Origin of the sequence: Pseudomonas sp. PGPR40 (assembly GCF_022014505.1) — a bacterium.
Taxonomy (GTDB): Bacteria; Pseudomonadota; Gammaproteobacteria; order Pseudomonadales; family Pseudomonadaceae; genus Aquipseudomonas.
In genome coordinates this window covers 35,804-52,651 of sequence record NZ_JAKLSP010000006.1, presented here as the reverse complement: position 1 = coordinate 52,651, position 16,848 = coordinate 35,804, and the positions used below count along the sequence as shown (strand labels likewise).

14 protein-coding genes are annotated in these 16,848 nt (G+C 61.2%); 2 read left to right on the top strand and 12 right to left on the bottom strand.

The features are described from left to right. Positions 1-26: 26 nt before the first annotated feature. The 10 genes from MEB48_RS07365 to MEB48_RS07320 all read right to left on the bottom strand — a co-directional run bounded on the left by MEB48_RS07365 (position 27) and on the right by MEB48_RS07320 (position 11,186). Positions 27-1,919: a DUF1302 domain-containing protein gene (locus MEB48_RS07365; RefSeq protein ID WP_237883237.1), complete on the bottom strand. Its 1,893-nt coding sequence runs from the start codon at positions 1,917-1,919 to the stop codon at positions 27-29. A gap of 167 nt (positions 1,920-2,086) precedes the next feature. Beyond that, on the bottom strand, positions 2,087-3,187 hold the full coding sequence (locus MEB48_RS07360) for an SMP-30/gluconolactonase/LRE family protein (protein ID WP_237883235.1): 1,101 nt from the start codon (positions 3,185-3,187) through the stop codon (positions 2,087-2,089). Positions 3,188-3,355: 168 nt separating this feature from the next. Then, a complete protein-coding gene (locus MEB48_RS07355) occupies positions 3,356-4,516 on the bottom strand; it encodes an acyl-CoA dehydrogenase family protein (RefSeq protein WP_237883232.1) in 1,161 nt (386 codons plus the stop codon). Then, a complete protein-coding gene (locus MEB48_RS07350; protein ID WP_237883230.1) occupies positions 4,513-6,321 on the bottom strand; it encodes an acyclic terpene utilization AtuA family protein in 1,809 nt (602 codons plus the stop codon). The genes MEB48_RS07355 and MEB48_RS07350 overlap by 4 nt, the downstream gene beginning before the upstream one ends. Further along, complete coding sequence (locus MEB48_RS07345; RefSeq protein ID WP_237883228.1) at positions 6,306-7,070, bottom strand: enoyl-CoA hydratase-related protein; 765 nt, start codon at positions 7,068-7,070, stop codon at positions 6,306-6,308. Before MEB48_RS07345 ends, MEB48_RS07350 begins: the two co-directional genes overlap by 16 nt. Further along, positions 7,067-8,314 (bottom strand): CaiB/BaiF CoA transferase family protein, encoded by a 1,248-nt coding sequence (locus MEB48_RS07340; protein ID WP_237883226.1) that lies wholly within the window; start codon positions 8,312-8,314, stop codon positions 7,067-7,069. The genes MEB48_RS07345 and MEB48_RS07340 overlap by 4 nt, the downstream gene beginning before the upstream one ends. Before the next feature lie 23 nt (positions 8,315-8,337). Continuing rightward, complete coding sequence (locus MEB48_RS07335) at positions 8,338-8,886, bottom strand: 2,4'-dihydroxyacetophenone dioxygenase family protein (RefSeq protein ID WP_237883224.1); 549 nt, start codon at positions 8,884-8,886, stop codon at positions 8,338-8,340. A gap of 51 nt (positions 8,887-8,937) precedes the next feature. Further along, positions 8,938-9,663, bottom strand: a complete 726-nt coding sequence (locus tag MEB48_RS07330; RefSeq protein ID WP_237883222.1) for a cupin domain-containing protein — start codon at positions 9,661-9,663, stop codon at positions 8,938-8,940. Between the two features lie 379 nt (positions 9,664-10,042). Continuing rightward, positions 10,043-10,204: a DUF2986 domain-containing protein gene (locus MEB48_RS07325; protein WP_095053428.1), complete on the bottom strand. Its 162-nt coding sequence runs from the start codon at positions 10,202-10,204 to the stop codon at positions 10,043-10,045. A 109-nt stretch (positions 10,205-10,313) separates the two neighbouring features. Continuing rightward, entirely contained in the window at positions 10,314-11,186 is an 873-nt protein-coding gene (locus MEB48_RS07320; protein WP_237883220.1) for a DNA/RNA non-specific endonuclease, read from the bottom strand. Positions 11,187-11,529: 343 nt separating this feature from the next. Between MEB48_RS07320 and MEB48_RS07315 the strand changes: the two genes are divergently transcribed. Then, positions 11,530-11,931: a hypothetical protein gene (locus MEB48_RS07315; protein ID WP_237883218.1), complete on the top strand. Its 402-nt coding sequence runs from the start codon at positions 11,530-11,532 to the stop codon at positions 11,929-11,931. Positions 11,932-12,139: 208 nt separating this feature from the next. Then, entirely contained in the window at positions 12,140-12,421 is a 282-nt protein-coding gene (locus tag MEB48_RS07310) for a DUF3303 domain-containing protein (protein ID WP_237883216.1), read from the top strand. 190 nt (positions 12,422-12,611) lie between these two features. On the opposite strand, the gene ligD is transcribed toward MEB48_RS07310, so the two are convergent. Both ligD and MEB48_RS07300 read right to left on the bottom strand, forming a co-directional pair. Next, positions 12,612-15,245 (bottom strand): DNA ligase D, encoded by a 2,634-nt coding sequence (gene ligD / locus MEB48_RS07305; RefSeq protein WP_237883214.1) that lies wholly within the window; start codon positions 15,243-15,245, stop codon positions 12,612-12,614. 189 nt (positions 15,246-15,434) lie between these two features. After that, positions 15,435-16,811: an NfeD family protein gene (locus MEB48_RS07300; RefSeq protein WP_237883212.1), complete on the bottom strand. Its 1,377-nt coding sequence runs from the start codon at positions 16,809-16,811 to the stop codon at positions 15,435-15,437. Between the last annotated feature and the right edge of the window lie 37 nt (positions 16,812-16,848).

The following is a 16,848-nucleotide window of genomic DNA, read 5'->3' as shown; positions in this document are numbered from 1 at the left end:
GTTGTTTCCTCAAGATTCCAGCCCACTTAGAAATTCATGCCGAAGCTGAGCGCGAGAAAATCGCGGTCGATCGAGGTGTTGTACTTGCCGCCGAAGAAGTCGGTGTAAGAGAGGCTCGCCGTGTAGGTATTGTTGTACTCGGCATCCAGGCCCAGGCTGGCTGCCTTGGCGCCTTCGGTGAACAGACCATTCGGACCGTAACCATCGACGTCATGGGACCAGGCAATGCTGGGTTTGAGGTTCACACCGGCGAACACGTCGTTGTAGTCCCACAAGGCGCGCATGCGGTAACCCCAGGAAGTGCTGGTGACGAAACCATCGTTCTCGCAGTACTTACTGACGTTCTGCGCAGTGGCGCTGCCCAGGGCGCCAGTGTTCAGCGCCACGCACGTATTGATTGACCCAGTGGCCGGCAACGGGCCGGGACCGAAGACGGGGTCACGGCCATAACGGACATCGGAAGTGCTTTCCAGGCCGCCGACATGAGCGACGCCGATCTCACCCACCAGGGTCAGACGGCTAGCCCCCATGACTTGGTCGAAGAAGTGCGTGAAGGTGGTCTGGAACTGGGTCACTTCCTTGCGACGATAGCCATGCACGTCCTGTCCCGCAGGACCTGGCAGCAGCGAAGCGTTGCTGAACAGTCCACCAAGGGAATCGACGCCCGTGAAAAGGATGTCCGTGGTGTTCATCTGAACCGGCAGGTTAGGACGGTAGCTGACCTCGCCGCTCCACGCGGTACCGGTAGGCAGCGTGGTGGAGAAGCTCAGGCCATAGAGATGAATGTCCTCTGGGTACTCGACGAAGTAGTTCGAGGAACCGGCGACGGCCAAGGAGCGAAGGTTGGCCGGGTTGCTGGCGCCAAGGGCTGGAACGTTCGGCAAACCGGCGTTGATGGTATTGAGTTGCGCCTGGGTAGCGCTCGTGCTGCTGAAAACCGGTGACCGGCTGTGGTAGTTGATCAAATAGGCGCCGAACTCGGTATTCATCGGCTCGGCGAAGTAGCGAAAAGACAGGCCGTATTGGCCATCGTCATCCGCATCGCGATCCGGACCGCGGGGAACCAGCACGCCTTCCTCGTTCACATTTACCCCAAACTGGCTCAGGGCCCCCAAGGCAGCAGGACTAAGGCTCGATGCCTTTCTCAGGACGCGCAGGTTATCGGTGCAGCCGTCGGCAATCGTGTCAGGCTGAGAGAAAAAAGTGCCGCAGTTGTCCACCACCGTCTGGTCCCACTCCAGCTGATAGAAGGCCTCGGCCGACAGGTGTTCGGTCAGGCTTTGGGACACATAGAACATGTTGACCGGAATCAGGCCTTCCTTGATCTCGGCGCCCGGACGGCGGAATGCCGATACGTCGATCGGGTTGATCGTGTTGATACCGCCGCCGATGAACGTACTTTCCCCCCAGCTCACCACCTGCTTGCCCAGACGCACGGAGCCCGGCTGATCGGCAATGGCGTAGTTGTGGTAGACGAAGGCATCGAGGATCTGGCCTCCGGCGGACTTCGCGCCTTCCTTGCGGTTGTGATCGTCGATGTCTTTGAACAGACGGCTCTCGTCCTTGAGCTCGAAGTCGTACCAATACTTGCCACGGACGAACGCGCCCGTGTCGCCGTACTTGAGTTCGAGGTCATGGATGCCCTTGAAGATCTTCGAAAAGGTCTCGCCTTTCTTGAAGTTCAGGTGGGAATCGTCGGTGGCCTGGGACAGGCCATTGCCACCGCTGTTGACCCCGATGAGGTCCGGATCGCCCCCACGCATGGACCAACTGGCGCCTACGGAGAGGGCGGAGTCGAACTGGCCCTCGATCTCCCCAATGTTGAAGGTGACTCCGAATGCCGGAGCGACGAGTGTGGAAGCGAGGCTGACGGCCAAGGGCAATCTTGCCAGGCACCAGTGCCGGTTTTTTTTTGTCATTGACGCTACTCCATCTATGTTTTTTTTATGGATTGGTACGCGCAATACTTTTGCCGGCAGCGCCGACCACGCTCACGACCTAGCCTCCAAACGTTGTTATGAAACTGTCCTCCTGGCTTTGTTGATACTCACGCCGCTCGCAACGCAGTGCGGGCAAGCAACGGTTGTCATTTCGTTGTCCCGGCGACGTCCACTCCTTCTGGTATCCGCTTCTTGATTTTCGAGATCGTGTGAACCTTCACCTGGCGGGCCCACTGTCCATCGATGGTCCGCAGAGTCCGGGGTACGAGATGCGTCAAGCCGAGCTCATCGCTAAGCTGCGATAGAGCCGTCTCGACATCGAGCGACAGGTTGGTGACAAGAATGTCGTCACCGTGAAATACGAGGCTGTTCGACCAAAGAAAGCCAATGGGCGCCCCGTCGCGACTGATTCCGCCGAAATCGCCAAGCTTGGCAACCACACGACCCTGGATCGGCTCCAGCACGAGAATCTCGTTGGACTGGTTGCACGCGACCCAAAGGTTGTCGTGCTCGTCGATGACCAGACCGTCGGGACCGCCGCCGACACGGTTGGCGAAGACTTCAGGCGTGCCGGGCTCGAGCGTCGGACCGGTCACCGGTATCCTGATAATGGTGTCGTTCGCCGTATTGGCGACGAACAACGCCGTCTTCTGGTTATTGAACTTCAGACCATTGGCGCCGATGGTTGGCGGTATCCGCGTCGGTTTGAACAGTGGGCTGCTGACCCATGCCGACGCTTGGCCGCCGTCGGGTCCGACTTTCCAGATGATGCCCTGGTGCGCATCGGTCACGTACACGTTGCCGGCGGGGTCGAACGTTATCCCGTCGAGGCCGGGGTGCTTGCCCGTGACCGTCATGAACACGGACGAGGCACCTGACTCGGGATCGACGCTCAGGACCTTCGCGGCCTTGAAGTCGACCACGAGCAACTGGCCGGTCCGGGGATGAAAGCCGAGGTCAAGCAACAATCTGCTCGATCCCTTGATGCCGACCGTGCGCAAATGCTTGCCCTGCGGATCGAACACGAGAAGCGTTCCCTCGCTCGTACGGGGTTTGTCCGCCGCCACCGTGACGACGTAGACGTTGCCCTCGCCGTCCACGGTGATCCCCTCGGGATGTGCCTCACCGGCGGGCAATGTGGCGAATGTCTCGACCTTGCCCCGCTCCCAGGCCATTGTGGCGAGCGGCGTCGCCAGGAACGCCAGCACCAACAACATCGGAATCGTCTTCGTTCTGTTCATTTTCATGTCGTTCTCATTGTTATATGCGCTTATGGACGCGCTCCGCGGCCAATGCCGCCTGCGAGCGTGCTACGACACTTTGCGAGTCAAATCCTGCACACAGGTGCGCCGTAACGCGGGCGACAGCAGGGCCCGTGCTCAAGCTCGGTATGCGGTTATCTCGCGTTGCTCAGATCAATATGACTTCGGCAGGCCAAGCGCCTGTTCGGCGACGTAGCACAGCGCTAGTTCCTGGGTCACCGGCGCGACCAGCGACAGCACGCTTTCGCGCAGACCGCGCTCGACGTGGTACTCCGTGGCATAGCCGAATCCGCCATGGGTGCGCACCGCACGCAATGACGTCTCGAAACTGGCCTCGGCCGCCAGGTACTTCGCCGCCGTGGCTTCGACGCCGCAGGGCTTGCCGGCGTCGTAGAGCGCAGCCGCCTTCCACATCAGCAGCTCGGCCGCTTGCAGGCGCATCCAGCATTCGGCCAGCGGATGCTGGATCGCCTGGTTCATGCCGATCGGCCGCCCGAACACGACGCGCTCCCTGGCATAGTCCGTCGCACGCATCAGCGCCGTCTGCGCGGCACCGAGCGCAGAAGCCGCAACGAGGATGCGCTCCGGGTTCAGGCCGTGCAGCAGGTACTTGAACCCCTGGCCTTCCTCGCCGATGCGATCCTCGACCGGGATCTCCAGCCCGTCGATGAACAGTTCGTTCGAGTCCACGGCCTTGCGCGCCATCTTCTCGATCTCGCAGATGCGCACATGCGCGCGGTCGAGGTCCGTATAAAACAGCGTCACACCGTCCATTGGCCTCACGCATTCCTCGATCGGCGTCGTCCGGGCCACCAACAAGATCTTGTTGGCGTGCTGCGCGGTCGAGGTCCAGACTTTCTGGCCGTTGACGATGTAACGGTCGCCCGCGCGGCGCGCGAAGGTTCTGATGCGTGTTGTATCAGAGCCGATGTTGGGCTCCGTCACGCCGAAGCAAGCGCGATCCGTGCCTTCGATCAATGGCGGCAGAAAGCGCCGCTTCTGCGCCTCGCTGCCGAATACGACCACGGGTTGCGGGCCGAACAGGTTCAGATGCACCGACGACACCGCCGCCGAGCCGAGCTTGCCGATGGTGCGCATCACCATTGCCGCTTCCGAGAGGCCGAGGCCGGCGCCACCATGCTCCTTGGGCATGGTCACGCCGAACCAGCCGCCGCGCGCAATGGTGTCGCAGAATTCGCTTGGCCAGCGCCCGTCGCGCTCGTGCTCGAGCCAGTAATCGGCGCCGAAGTCGGCGCAGATCGCCTCGATAGCGTCGCGGATCGCGAGCTGGTCGTCCGATAAATCGAAATTCATGCGGGCAGCTCCTGCAGCAGGCTTTCAGGCACCTCGACCGGCAGGTCGAGTAGCATCTGCGCCATACCTTTGCCGAGCGGATCATTGCGCAGCGACGCCATGCCGCCGCCGCCCAGCGCGCGTTCGCACAGCAGGTTGATGGCGTGAATGCCGGGCAGTTCGTATCGATGCACCGGTCCCTGCACCAGGTGGCCGAGGTAATCCTTCACGCGTTCGGGCGTCACTTGCTCGATCAGCACCGGCAACAGCGCCGGATGGCGGGCGATCAGGCCGATATTGGACGTGTCGCCCTTGTCGCCGCTTCGCCCGAGCGCGATTCTCACGAGCGGCACGGTCTGGCGAGGACCGGCGGGCAGCGTACCCTCGATGGGCGCCAGCCGTTCCGGGATCCCCTTTGGTGATGGCGACGGCAATGTCACGGTGGACGTCGTCTCGCCGAGCGTGACCGTCGGCTGCACCCGCTCCTTCGCAATGAGCCAGGCGAACTGCCGCAAGACCGGCGACACGGAGGGACGGCCACCTGAGCCCGTCGTGCCCGGCGACCATGACGTGCCGGGGGCGGCGAACTCGCGGCTGTACATCTCTAGCGCGCGCCGGTCGGCATGTGTTGCGGTCAGGCGCAGCACCACTTCGCGCGTCGGCAACGGCCGGGCGAGTGGACCGTAGGCCGACTCGGTGCCGAGCAGCTCAATGTGCGTCGCGAGGAAGTCCGCGAACCCGTTCTCGCGCAACAACCGGCGGCCACGCTCGAGCAGCGCTTCGCCGGTGCGCCTGGCTTTTGCGGCGGCATCGATCCCGACAATGGTGAGCTGTCCGGACACCTTGAAGCCGGTCGGCGCAGTGGCGCTGACCTTGTAGGTAGCGGTTGGCGGCAGGCCGCGCGCACCGTCCACCAGCACGCGATGCGGCCCGACTTGCTCCAGGCGCACTTGGCGGAAGTCGCAGACCACATCCGGTAGCAGATAGCAGGCCGGATCGCCGATCTCGTACAGCAGTTGCTCGCCGACCGTCCCGGGCGAGACGAGCCCACCGGTGTCCGCGGGCTTGGTGACGACGAAGCTGCCATCGTCGCGGCACTCCACGATTGGATAACCGATGTTGGCCCAGTCAGGCACCGTGGCCCAGTCGGTATGCAAGCCGCCGGTGGCCTGGCAGCCGCATTCAATGATGTGGCCGGCGAGGCTGCCCGCGGCGAGCCGATCGAAGTCGTCAGGCGCCCAGCCGAATTCGTGCATCAGCACGCCGAGGGTGACCGCGCTGTCGACGCAGCGGCCAGTGATGACGATGTCGGCACCGGCGTCGAGCGCCTGCGCGACCGGCAGCGCGCCAAGGTAAGCATTGGCCGTCACCAACCGTTCCGGCATCGGTTCGCCGTTGGACATTCCAACCGTGCCGGCTGCCCGCATGGCGGCCGCGAGTGGCAGCACATCGTCGCCTTCGACAATCGCGATGCGCACCGCCACGCCCAGTTCGTCGGCCAGAGCCTGCACCGCCGCGGCACAGCCTTTCGGGTTCACGCCGCCGGCATTGCTGACGATGCGAATGCCCTTCTCTACCGCCTGCTTCAGCACCGAGCGCAGTGCCACCGTGACGAAGTCGATGGCGTAGCCTTCCTCGGGACGCTTCATGCGTGCGCCGGCGAGGATCGACATCGTCAGCTCGGCGAGATAGTCGAACACCAGGTAGTCGATGTCGCCCTGGCGCACCAGTTGCATCGGTCCGAGGCTGCTGTCGCCCCAGAAGCCCGAAGCACCGCCGATGCGCACGAGCTTGTCCGCTGCTTGCGAATTCATTTGTTGGTCCATTGCGGTTTCCTTTTGTCCTTGAATGCGGCGATGCCCTCGCGCGCATCCTGCGTCATGGCCAGCAGGCCAATCTGACCTTCGCCGAAGGCGATCGCCTCTTCGAACGACATCGAGCGCATCGTTTTCATTGCATACAGGCCGCGGCGTAGCGCGGTGGGTGAGTTGCCGCGCAGACGCGACAGCAGGCGCTCGAGCGCACCGTCGAGGTCGTCGACCACCTCGTTGATCAGGCCGATCTCGCGCGCTCTCGCGGCATCGATCGGGTCACCCGTCAGGCAAAGTTGCACCAGGCAGCGCTGCGGCACCTGAGCCTGCAGCACGGCGAGCACCTGCATCGGGAACACGCCGACCTTTGCCTCTGGCAGGCCGAAGATCGCGTGCGGGGCAGCGATGGCGAGGTCACACATTGCGAGCAGGCCCATGCCGCCGGCCATGCAGGCACCGTTGACCCGCGCAATGAGCGGCACGTCGAGCGTGCGGGCAGTGCGCAGCAGGTCGGCATAGGCGATGGTTGGCGTGGCGTAGTCGAACGCGAAGGCATCCGCGCCCAGGTCGGCACCGGCGCAGAATGCCTCGTCGCCCGCGCCGGTGAGCACGACAGCGCGAATCGAGGCGTCCGCCCGGGCGCGCTGCATGGCTTGCTGCAGCGCCGCGATGACGTCCGCGTTGAGCGCATTGCGGCGCTCCGGGCGATCGATGGTGAGAATCAGCCGACCGTCTTGCCGGCTTTCTTGAAGGACCGTCGTCATGCCCTGACCTCCGTTTCCTTGGGGACCGTCGTCACCTGGGTCACGCTGGTCAGTACCATCTTGCGGATCTGTTCGCACGAGTAGCCAGCCTCCGCGAGCACTTCCTCGCTGTGCTCACCCAACAGCGGCGGCGGGCGAAACGCCGGCAGCGGCGATTGCGGCCATTCGCTCGGCACCGCCATGGTCCGCAGCACGCCCTCGGTGGGGTGCTCGAATTGTTGGAAGAAGCCGATGTCCTGCAGATGCGGATCCTCCAGCAGGGTCTCGAAGGTATGCGCCGGGAGTACCGGGATGCCGAGTGGCTCCAGCAGCTCGCGCCATTCTTTCGTGGTCTTGGTTTTCAGGTTGTCGGAGAGGATTTCGTACAGCGCCTCGACATGCTGCGTGCGTGATTCGCCGTCGGCAAACCGCGGGTCGTTCTCGAACCGCTCGATCTCGCCAACCACGCGCATGAAGGCCTTCCACTGGTCGTCGGTGTAGACAACCAGGCATACAAGACCGTCCTGCGTGGCGTATGGCCGCCGCTGCGGGTTGAGTAGCCGCGGATAGCCGAAACCACCGCGCGGCGGGATGAACGTGTGGCCGTAGAGGTGATCGCCCAGCATCATCTGCGCGGTCGTCTCGAACATCGGCACATCGACCGACTGGCCGCGTCCCGTGCGTTCGCGCGCCAGCAGCGCCGCGCAGATCACGCCGAACGCGTACAGGCCCGTAGCCCGGTCCGAGAGATTGAGCGGCGCATAGCGCGGTACCTCGGACCCCGCCCGCACGCTGGCCTCGGGGATCGCGACAGCGGCCTGGATCAGGTCGTCGAAGGCGCGCGAGGCGGCATAGCGACCGCGTTGGCTGAAACCGAAGGTGCCGACATAGATAATGCGCGGGTTCACCTGCCGTACCGCTTCGTAATCCAGCCCGAGCCGCTGCATGGCCTGTGGACGTATGTTGTAGATCAGCGCGTCGGCCGTCTGCGCCAACTTCAGCAGCGCCTCCTTGCCGACAGGATTCTTGAGGTCTAGCACGATGCTGCGCTTGTTGCGGTTGAGGTTGAGGAACAGCGGACCGGCGCCAGCGCGGCCGCCGGGCCCCGTGGCGCGCAGCATATCGCCACCGGGCGGCTCCACCTTGATCACGTCGGCGCCAAGGTCAGCCAGCATCTGCGTGGCCGAAGGTCCCATGACGACTTCGGTGATGTCGATAATGCGTAGGCCGGCGAGCGGCCCACCCTGGCTTGAGTTGTTATTCATTCGGTCCGTGCTCCTCTTTGCGGTCAGGAACCGGCGATGTCGGCGCTGTTGCCGCGGATGTAGGGCAACGGTGCGATACCGCGCGCCGCCGCGAGGGACTCGAGCGCGTACTGGACCGAAAGCGCATCATTGAGCGAGTGGAAGGTGCCGTCCTCGTTGAAGCTGACCTGCGCGCCTTCGATCCAGGCGATGGTGATGGTGTCCTCGGTATTGGTCTCGGGGGTGTAGAAGGTGTGAACCGAGCCGCCTGGTTCGAACAGGTAGGAGCCCGCGGTCTGAGGCTGGTCAGGGTATTCGCGATACATCCAGCAACCCTGGATTGTCCAGACCTGCGCCGTACCGGTGTGGTAGTGAATCGGCAAAGAGCAACCGGGTTCCACGATGGCCTTGATGACCCACTCGCCGCGCTCCGGGTCCATGCGTAGCGGCTGAATGTGGATGCCTGGGAAGACATTCTTGATCAGTGGGATCTGCTCGACGTTGACGGTCAGCAGAGTGTCCTGCGGGAGGCCGACCAACGGCAACGGCGCGCCGCTGGAGGTGGTTTGCTGGGTAGGAAGTTTTGCGTTCATGCGTTGTTTCCTTTTGTTGTTGTGAGTAAAGCGATTGATGGAAGTCGTCCTTTACGGAAGCCGTCCTTTGATGAGAAAGCCTGCTGCGGGCTGCTCCGGCGGGCAGCGCAGGGCTGTGGTGACCCCGCATGGAAGAAACAGGAAGTCACCCGCCGCGAGCTGGAAGTCCTGCCCGTCGACGTGCGCCTCGATCTGTCCGTCTTCGACGTAGAGCACCTGCTCGGCCTCAGGCTCTGTGGTGCAGGCCAATGCGGTGCCAGCACGCAGCCGCAGTGCCGAGATGTCGACCCATTGCGCGCCGACGGTGTCGCGATCGATGAGTGGGACGGTCGCAGTGGTGGCCTCGGTGGCGGCAAGCACGCGGACTTCGCCGCACTCAGCGACCGCAGGGTCGGGCTCCGTGATCGTGTGCGCCGGGCTCTCGCCATAAGGCGGCGCATAGACGACCAGCAGCCGACCGGGCTGGTCGCTGGTCACGCGAAACGAATGGAACACGCCCGCCGGCACATAGGTCCAGGTTCCGGGGCCCATCACGTCGACGCGACCCTGCGCTTGCGACTCGCCAATGCCTTCAATCATGTAGGCGCATTGCTCCAGATGCGGATGCGCATGCGGCTTCGCGCCATGGGATTTCACGATCGTACCGACCAGCACTTCGAGTGCCGTGGCGCCCACGGTCTCGGGGCCAATCACGCGGACGTTGGAGGTGCCAGTGTGGTTCGCCGGCGAGTAGGCGGCTAGGTCCGCCGCCCTGATCACAGTGGGGATCGCTTTCATTACGGCTGAATCCTGAGCGTTTCGCGTAAGCATCGAACCTCCGATTTGAAATACGTCTAAAGATCTAATGTTAGGAGTTTTGCCACGAAAAAAGACCTTCGTCAAGCACCTCAGGAGGGTAACTGCAGAGATTCTGGCCGGACGGTGGTTGGAGGTGTATCCCAAGTTCAGGCGCATCGGGCCGGCTGCGTTGCCTGGGATAACTGGCTTTTGTATCGGGTAGATAACGGCCAAAAGCGGCCAATCAAATGTACCCAGGGAATCTGGTTCGATTCAGAGCCGCGAAGCGGCTACGGCTTGAATGATTTGTCAGGCCACGTCCTCGCGGTACGTGCCATCGGAAAATTCGTAAATTCCGCTGGAGCTCAAGCTCCATGGATCAGCTCTCAGAAGAAATGATTGAGTCCTGACTGGATTCAGCAGCCAGCTTCAATCGGTCAGCTTTACTAATGTATTTGGACTTGCTTGGCGGTGCCAATTTGGCACTAGCCTTTTTGGCATGAGCCTTTAATAACTGCTTTATTTTTTTACGACGATTCATATTTTCTACTCGGTTTGTAAGCTCTTGAATGATACCAGCTTAAATATTGGGCCAGAATGAAACACCCCATCGGCTGCATCCAGCCTTTGGGGTGTCATGCATCAAGCCTTCAAGAGCGCCCTACGGAACCGGTGACCGGTAGATTTCCAAGCAATTTGAGCCCGGTAGTCTTCACGAAAGCCTCATAGTCCATCGGTCTCTCGATGCGAGTTTCAGCGTTGGGTAGTACGTAGGCCCAGGCACGCTTGGACGATGCGTCGTAAACCAGCTTGAACAGGCGGCTCGGCACCCAGACCTTGTTGTCGCCGACGGTAGTGTGGCTAGCGTCAAAGAGCGGGCCGGTAAAGACAAAAACATTACCATCGGCTCGCTTGGCGAACTTTCTGACATCGGCCTCGACCTTGCTCCAGATCTTCCGGTTGTGAGTTGGGTCTTGCGGCACCATGTTCGACAGCGCAAAGGATTGGGCCATTGCATTGGGGTTCGGAGCATCGGCTGCCGGGGATTGATGGCCGCGGTCCACGGCCGGATGTTGGCTACGGTAGTCGCTCAACTCTGCCCGCCCACTCTTGGGGATGCGTGGGTCCGGGTAGAACTGGTTGGTGCGCTCCTCGCCTTTGGCATCCTGCAGTTGCGCGGCATTGAGGCGTTCGACCACTACCAACGGCGTCTTGCTGGTTTGCGAGTACAGCACCGCAAAGTTGTCGGAACACAGGGCCATTGGTTTCATTGTTGCAGGCACAGAGGCCATGTTGATGGGTTTCGCCGCCGGGAACAGATCTGCGCAGCCATCAAACGATGCCTGTTTCTGTTTGTTTGAATAGAGGCCAAGGGCCGCGTTCTGGCTGACCGAACCCGAGCGGGATACTTGTTCCTGATGCTGGGTGGGCGGCTTGACGAGATCCAGCAGACTGCGGGCTTCTGCCCCGGTCGAGAGCAAAACAAGGGCCGACAGCCCAACTGCAATTTTGCGTAGGTGCATGCTTTAAATCTTCGAATTGGATTGAGGGGTAACGTACGACGAGTCCCGATTCACGGAACCAGGTGGAGGCGGTTGCTGATTAAATGGCGGCAAGCATGCTTTCACTGTCCTTGATCAAAATACCGATGCGGATTCGGTCGGTTCCGAGCAGTACGACTGCTGATGGTCGTTGCGGGATTTATTGACCATCACAAGTCACTTTAGTGCTGAGCAGCGTTTACATTCGACCGAAGCGATCGGCAGAGTACAGCCAAAGCCAGCAAGCCCGAAATGTAGACATCGCGCTCAACGGCACAACAACCCCATGGGCAAACCCGATCATAGGGCTCTATGATTGAACCCCATGACGACCTCTCTTCCGATCCGCCAACCCTGCCCGCCCGGAGCCTGCATCTGCGAGCGTGAGCCGTTGCTGGAAACCCCCGGCGCAGATTTGCGCATCCTGAGCCTGACCCGGTCGGAGGAGAAGCGCCTGATCGAACGCCTGGAAAATCTCCAGAGCCTGAGCGACCTGGAGCGTCTGCAACGCCGGATGTATGAGCAGTTGGGTCTGCGCGTGGAGATTGTCCCGGGCTTCAATGAAGTGCGCACCATGCGTGGCATCAACATCACCCTCGGCGAATTGCCGGGGCTGTGCCGCAAAACCCGTCAGTCGATTCCGGCGGCGATTCGTCGAGGGCTGGAGAAGCGCCCGGAGATTGCCTACGAGTTGCTCAATGCCAACGACTTGTTGCGTGATACCTGATCGTTTGCACTGTTATCCCGATATATTCATTTCAAATGCCTGAAAGAGGATCAGCGGTCGTACGCAAAACGCGGGCCGCTGCTATGCCTTCTCAAGGGAAGGATTTCAGGTCAGCCAGGATGGAGCTGGAAACACAAGCGTGACCGTGGCCCCGGCGCCAGCCAGGTGCGCGAAAATAATGGTGCCAATCCGTAGCAGGAGGTGGCAGATGTTATTCATCGTCCGTTGGTCCATCAGTCCGCAACATCGTAATAGCGCGATCGAACGTTTTCTCAAGACCGGTGGCGCGCCACCCGCAGACGTCAAGATGCTGGGGCGCTGGCATGCCGTCGGTGGTTCGAGTGGTTTTGGCATTGCAGAGGCCGATGATCCGGTGTCGATTCAGAAGTGGGTGCTGGAATGGAGCGACCTCATGAGCATGGAAGTCCACGCCGCATTGACCGATGAACAGGCGGCGCCGCTGCTGGCTGCCGCGCTTGGCAAGCGATAGTCGTCGAGGCGGCGAGCCTATGGTGAGGGGGCTTGCCCTAATGCCAGTCAGTTAAGAGAATGAACCGCTTTTCGTAGGAGCCAGGCTTGCCGGCGAAGGCGCTCTTAAGGGCGCCTTCGCCGGCAAGTCGGATCGCCGCACCGCTGGCTCCTACAGGTCCGATTTACCCGCCACTTTCCTGCTTGATTCACTATTTTTTCATCCCGACCCGCCGCCGCATTTCGGCAGTAATCGTCTGTCGGGTTTTCTTCAGGTCGGCCCAGGGTTCGTCACCGATCTCGGCCAGGCGTTCATGCACGTTGTGTACGTTCCATTGATTACCGCCCTTGAGCTCGGCAACCTCCTCCCGAAAGATCGGCACCGACACCGGCAGACCTTCGCGGGTGCGCACGGCGTAGGCGCAAATAGTGGTGGCGCCCAGACCGTTGCGCAGGTAGTCGATGAAGATCCGCCCGACGCGGTTTTTCGGTCCGGACACCGCAGAAAAGCGATCTGGCAGTAATTTGGCCATGTGACTGACGATCGCGTGGCTGAAATCCTTGACCTCGTCCCAGCCGTGTTTGCGGCTCAGCGGTACGATCAAGTGAATCCCCTTGCCGCCGCTGGTTTTGAGAAACGCCTTGAGCCCCAGCTCATCCAGCACCGTGAGGGTTAACTGGGTTGCCTCAATCATGCTTTTCCAGGGCAACGCCGGATCCGGGTCGAGATCGAGGACAAAGCGATCGGGTTTATCCAGATCGACGGACGTGGCATTCCAGGTGTGCAGTTCCACCGTGCTCATCTGCACCGCGCCGATCAAGGTTTTGGCGTTGTTGATGATCATCACCGGTTGGCCCGTCAATTCTTTGTCCAGGGTAACAATCCCCGGAATGGCCAGACGCTCGGCGTTCTTCTGAAAGAACAGTTCACCGGCGATGCCATCCGGCGCGCGCACCAGCGCCACCGGCCGGTCCTTGAGTTGCGGCAGAATCCATTCGGCTACATTGGCGTAGTACTCCGCCAGTTGCATCTTGGTGGTGCCAGTGCTGGCGTCGATCACCCGGTCCGGATGTGTGATCCGTACCTTGCCGCTGGCCAGGCCGATCTGCGACGGCGCGACGGTCGAATGGACGGCTTCTGGGTCGGCGACGTCAGGTTTCTCAGCGCCGGATTTCTTCTTCGCTGCGGCGGTTTTCGAGGCTGATGTTTTCGAGGCTGAAGTGTTCACGGTTTTCGGCAACTCCTCGGTAATTTCCTCAGCGGGTTTGTCATCACGCAAACCATGGAACACGGCGTGGCGCACCGAGCCGTCCTTGGTCATTTCGGCAAAAGCCACCTCCGCCAGTTGAGTGGGTTTGAGCCAATGCACGCCTTTGGCCTCAAAACCGCTGGGCGGATTGACCACCGACGGCTTTTTCGTCTGCAGCGGTTTCAACTGTTCGTAAATGCGTTTGAGCGTTACCTCGTTGAACCCGGTGCCCACCTTGCCGGCATAGCGCAATTCACCGCTGTCGCGATCATGCAATCCCAGCAACAACGCGCCAAAGGCACTGCGTGTGCCTTTGGGGTCGGTGAAGCCGACCACGATGAATTCCTGCCGATGCTTGCACTTGAGTTTGATCCAGTCACTGGTGCGCCGCGACACATAAGGGGACCCCAGGCGCTTGCCGATCAGCCCTTCCATCTTCATTTCGCAGGCGCTGTTGAGCAACGCCTCCGGCGATTCGCCGAACGCGTCGGAGAATCGCAACAACGGGTTCTCATTGGGTTTGAGCACGGTCGCCAGCGCCGCCCTGCGCTCCTCGACGGGTACTTCGCGCAGGTCCACGCCATTGAGGTAAGGCAAATCGAACAGGTAATAAACGATGCTACCGCTACGGCCGGAGTCGAACGCGTTTTGCAGCGCTTGAAAATCCGGAACGCCCTGCTCGTTGGCCACCACCATTTCGCCGTCGAGCCAGGCCGATTCCAGGCCCAGCGCTGCCAGTGCCTTAGCTTGCCCGGGCAATTTGTGGGTCCAGTCGTGGCCGTTGCGGGTGAAGAGTTTGACCTCGTCGTGGTCGATGCGCGTCATCACCCGGTAGCCATCGAATTTGATCTCATAGCTCCATTCGCCGCTCGGCGCGGATTCGACCAACGTCGCCAGTTCGGGCTTGAGCAGCTCCGGCAGCCTGGCTTTGCGTGCACCGGTCAGTTGTGGCGATTTTTCCTTACGCGCCCTGGCCGGGGCTTTTTTGATCGGCTTGGTTTTTTCAGCACCGTGCTTTTTTTCCACGATGGTGCGGTCACTGAGCACGCTGTCCGGTTCGGCGGCGACCACGTCGTATTCGCTGTCGGGTCTGGCGGCGCTGTCCTGATGCTTGATCAGAAACCACTGCTCCTGCTTGCCCGGCATGTGCGTGCGCACAAGGTTCCACAGGCCGCCGAGTTTCTCTCCTTTCAGCTCGAATTTCAGCCGGCCCTTGGTGTACGCCGTGGCCGGATCGTCCTGGGGAATCCATACGCCACGGTCCCAGACGATCACGTCGCCGGCGCCGTAATGCCCTTCAGGAATGGTGCCCTCGAACGTGGCGTAATCCAGCGGATGGTCTTCGACGTGGATGGCCAGACGCTTGACTTTGGGGTCCAGCGACGGCCCTTTGGGCACGGCCCAACTTTTCAGCGCGCCATCGAGTTCCAGGCGAAAGTCATAGTGCAGGTGTGAGGCGTCATGCTTTTGAATGCAGTACTGTAGCGCGTGCGCTTTGCCCTTGCGTTTACCTCTCGCAGGTTTGGCAATACCGGCGGGTTCGGGACTTTTTTCGAAGTCTCTCATGTCACGGTACTTTTCGAGTGGCTTTTCCATGTGAGCTCCACGGGAGTGAAGACAAAATTCGATCTGGTATTTGCTTGTGACCCTTGTCAGGTATGAGAAGGTTCCGCCGCCTCTTAGCGGATGTATGCAGGCACTTTCCTCTGGTGTCCAGGTGGCCAAAAGCCCGAGTTGGAACACCAACCCGCGCTCGGATTCGCAACCCGACTTGAGGGACTTGACTTAACCTTCTTGCGGTGGTGTTTCATCCAGCGCAATGACATCCAGCATCACCCCGGTGCGCGCCACTACTCGGACCTGTTGGCCCAGGTGCAGGGGCGAGCTGCTCCGAACTTGCCATTTTTCGCCCTGCAGTTGCACCCAGCCGCTCATGGGCAGATCCGGCAGCAACCCCGTCACCGTGGCCAGACTGCCGACCAAGCCTGCATCGCCGCTGACCAGAGCACGGCGTCTAGCCTTGATCGCGATGCCGACCAAAGTCATCAGCAGCAGGGCACTGATCAGTGCCATGCCGATGATCAGCGTCAACGGAATGCCGAAGCCCGGCACATCGGTGTCCATCAAAATCACTGCGCCGACTACAAAAGCAACCACCCCACCGAAGCCGATTACACCGAAACTCGGTAGAAACGCCTCGGCGATCATGAAGGCGATCCCTAACAGAATCAGTCCGACCCCGGCGTAATTCACGGGTAATAATTGCAGGGCATACAGCCCCAGCAACAGGCAGATGCCACCGAGTACTCCACCGACGCCCGATCCCGGGTTCATGAATTCGAATATCAAGCCATAGACCCCGAACATGATCAGCAGCAATGCCACGCTGGGGTTGGTGATCACCGCCAGCAGTTGTGTGCGCCAATCAGGCGGATGATCGGTGAGCGCAGCCCCGGCGGTGCTCAGCCTCAACGTTTGACCGGCGACATTCAGGCTCTTGCCGTCCAGTTGCTTGAGCAGGTCTGCCACGTCATTGGCCACATAATCGACCACCTTAAGTTTGAGCGCTTCGTGGGCCGACAGGCTGAGCGATTCACGTACCGCTTGTTCGGCCCAGTCGGCATTGCGTCCGCGTAGTTGCGCAAGGCCACGGATGTAAGCCGCCGCATCGTTGATCTGTTTTCGAGTCAAGGTATCCTGCAGCTCAGGCGGAGATTTCTTGTCGCTGGTGGGTGGGCTCGGCGGTTCGGGCGCGGTTCCCGGCAGGCCGCCGATCTGCACCGGTGTAGCAGCGCCCAGGTTGGTACCGGGGGTCATCGCGGCAATGTGGCTGGCATACAAAATATAGGTGCCGGCGCTGGCCGCACGTGCGCCACTGGGAGCGACGAAACTGGCCACTGGCAAGGAGCTGGCCAGAATTGCCTTAATTATCGAGCGCATCGAAGTGTCCAGCCCGCCGGGGGTGTCGAGGCGGATGACCACCAACTGCGCGCCTTCAGTGACCGCACGCGCCAGGCCCCGCTCCACATAGTCGGCAGTGGCCGGACCAATAGCATCGTTGACGGTCAGTACCACGACACTGCCTGCAGCCGTCGTCGAACCCGTCGGTAACCCGATCAGTATTATTAACAAGAGCAGGCGGCACCACCAATGACTGTTCATGGGACCTCCCAGTTGCGGGGATGACAGCCTGCAACTC

Bases quoted from the DNA above. Each gene is read 5' to 3' on its own strand.
- MEB48_RS07330 (WP_237883222.1), bottom strand. From the start codon at position 9,663: ATGAAAGCGATCCCCACTGTGATCAGGGCGGCGGACCTAGCCGCCTAC.
- MEB48_RS07300 (WP_237883212.1), bottom strand. From the start codon at position 16,811: ATGAACAGTCATTGGTGGTGCCGCCTGCTCTTGTTAATAATACTGATC.
- ligD (WP_237883214.1), bottom strand. From the start codon at position 15,245: ATGGAAAAGCCACTCGAAAAGTACCGTGACATGAGAGACTTCGAAAAA.
- MEB48_RS07335 (WP_237883224.1), bottom strand. From the start codon at position 8,886: ATGAACGCAAAACTTCCTACCCAGCAAACCACCTCCAGCGGCGCGCCG.
- MEB48_RS07340 (WP_237883226.1), bottom strand. From the start codon at position 8,314: ATGAATAACAACTCAAGCCAGGGTGGGCCGCTCGCCGGCCTACGCATT.
- MEB48_RS07325 (WP_095053428.1), bottom strand. From the start codon at position 10,204: ATGAATCGTCGTAAAAAAATAAAGCAGTTATTAAAGGCTCATGCCAAA.
- MEB48_RS07360 (WP_237883235.1), bottom strand. From the start codon at position 3,187: ATGAAAATGAACAGAACGAAGACGATTCCGATGTTGTTGGTGCTGGCG.
- MEB48_RS07320 (WP_237883220.1), bottom strand. From the start codon at position 11,186: ATGCACCTACGCAAAATTGCAGTTGGGCTGTCGGCCCTTGTTTTGCTC.
- MEB48_RS07310 (WP_237883216.1), top strand. From the start codon at position 12,140: ATGTTATTCATCGTCCGTTGGTCCATCAGTCCGCAACATCGTAATAGC.
- MEB48_RS07350 (WP_237883230.1), bottom strand. From the start codon at position 6,321: ATGGACCAACAAATGAATTCGCAAGCAGCGGACAAGCTCGTGCGCATC.
- MEB48_RS07365 (WP_237883237.1), bottom strand. From the start codon at position 1,919: ATGACAAAAAAAAACCGGCACTGGTGCCTGGCAAGATTGCCCTTGGCC.
- MEB48_RS07345 (WP_237883228.1), bottom strand. From the start codon at position 7,070: ATGACGACGGTCCTTCAAGAAAGCCGGCAAGACGGTCGGCTGATTCTC.
- MEB48_RS07355 (WP_237883232.1), bottom strand. From the start codon at position 4,516: ATGAATTTCGATTTATCGGACGACCAGCTCGCGATCCGCGACGCTATC.
- MEB48_RS07315 (WP_237883218.1), top strand. From the start codon at position 11,530: ATGACGACCTCTCTTCCGATCCGCCAACCCTGCCCGCCCGGAGCCTGC.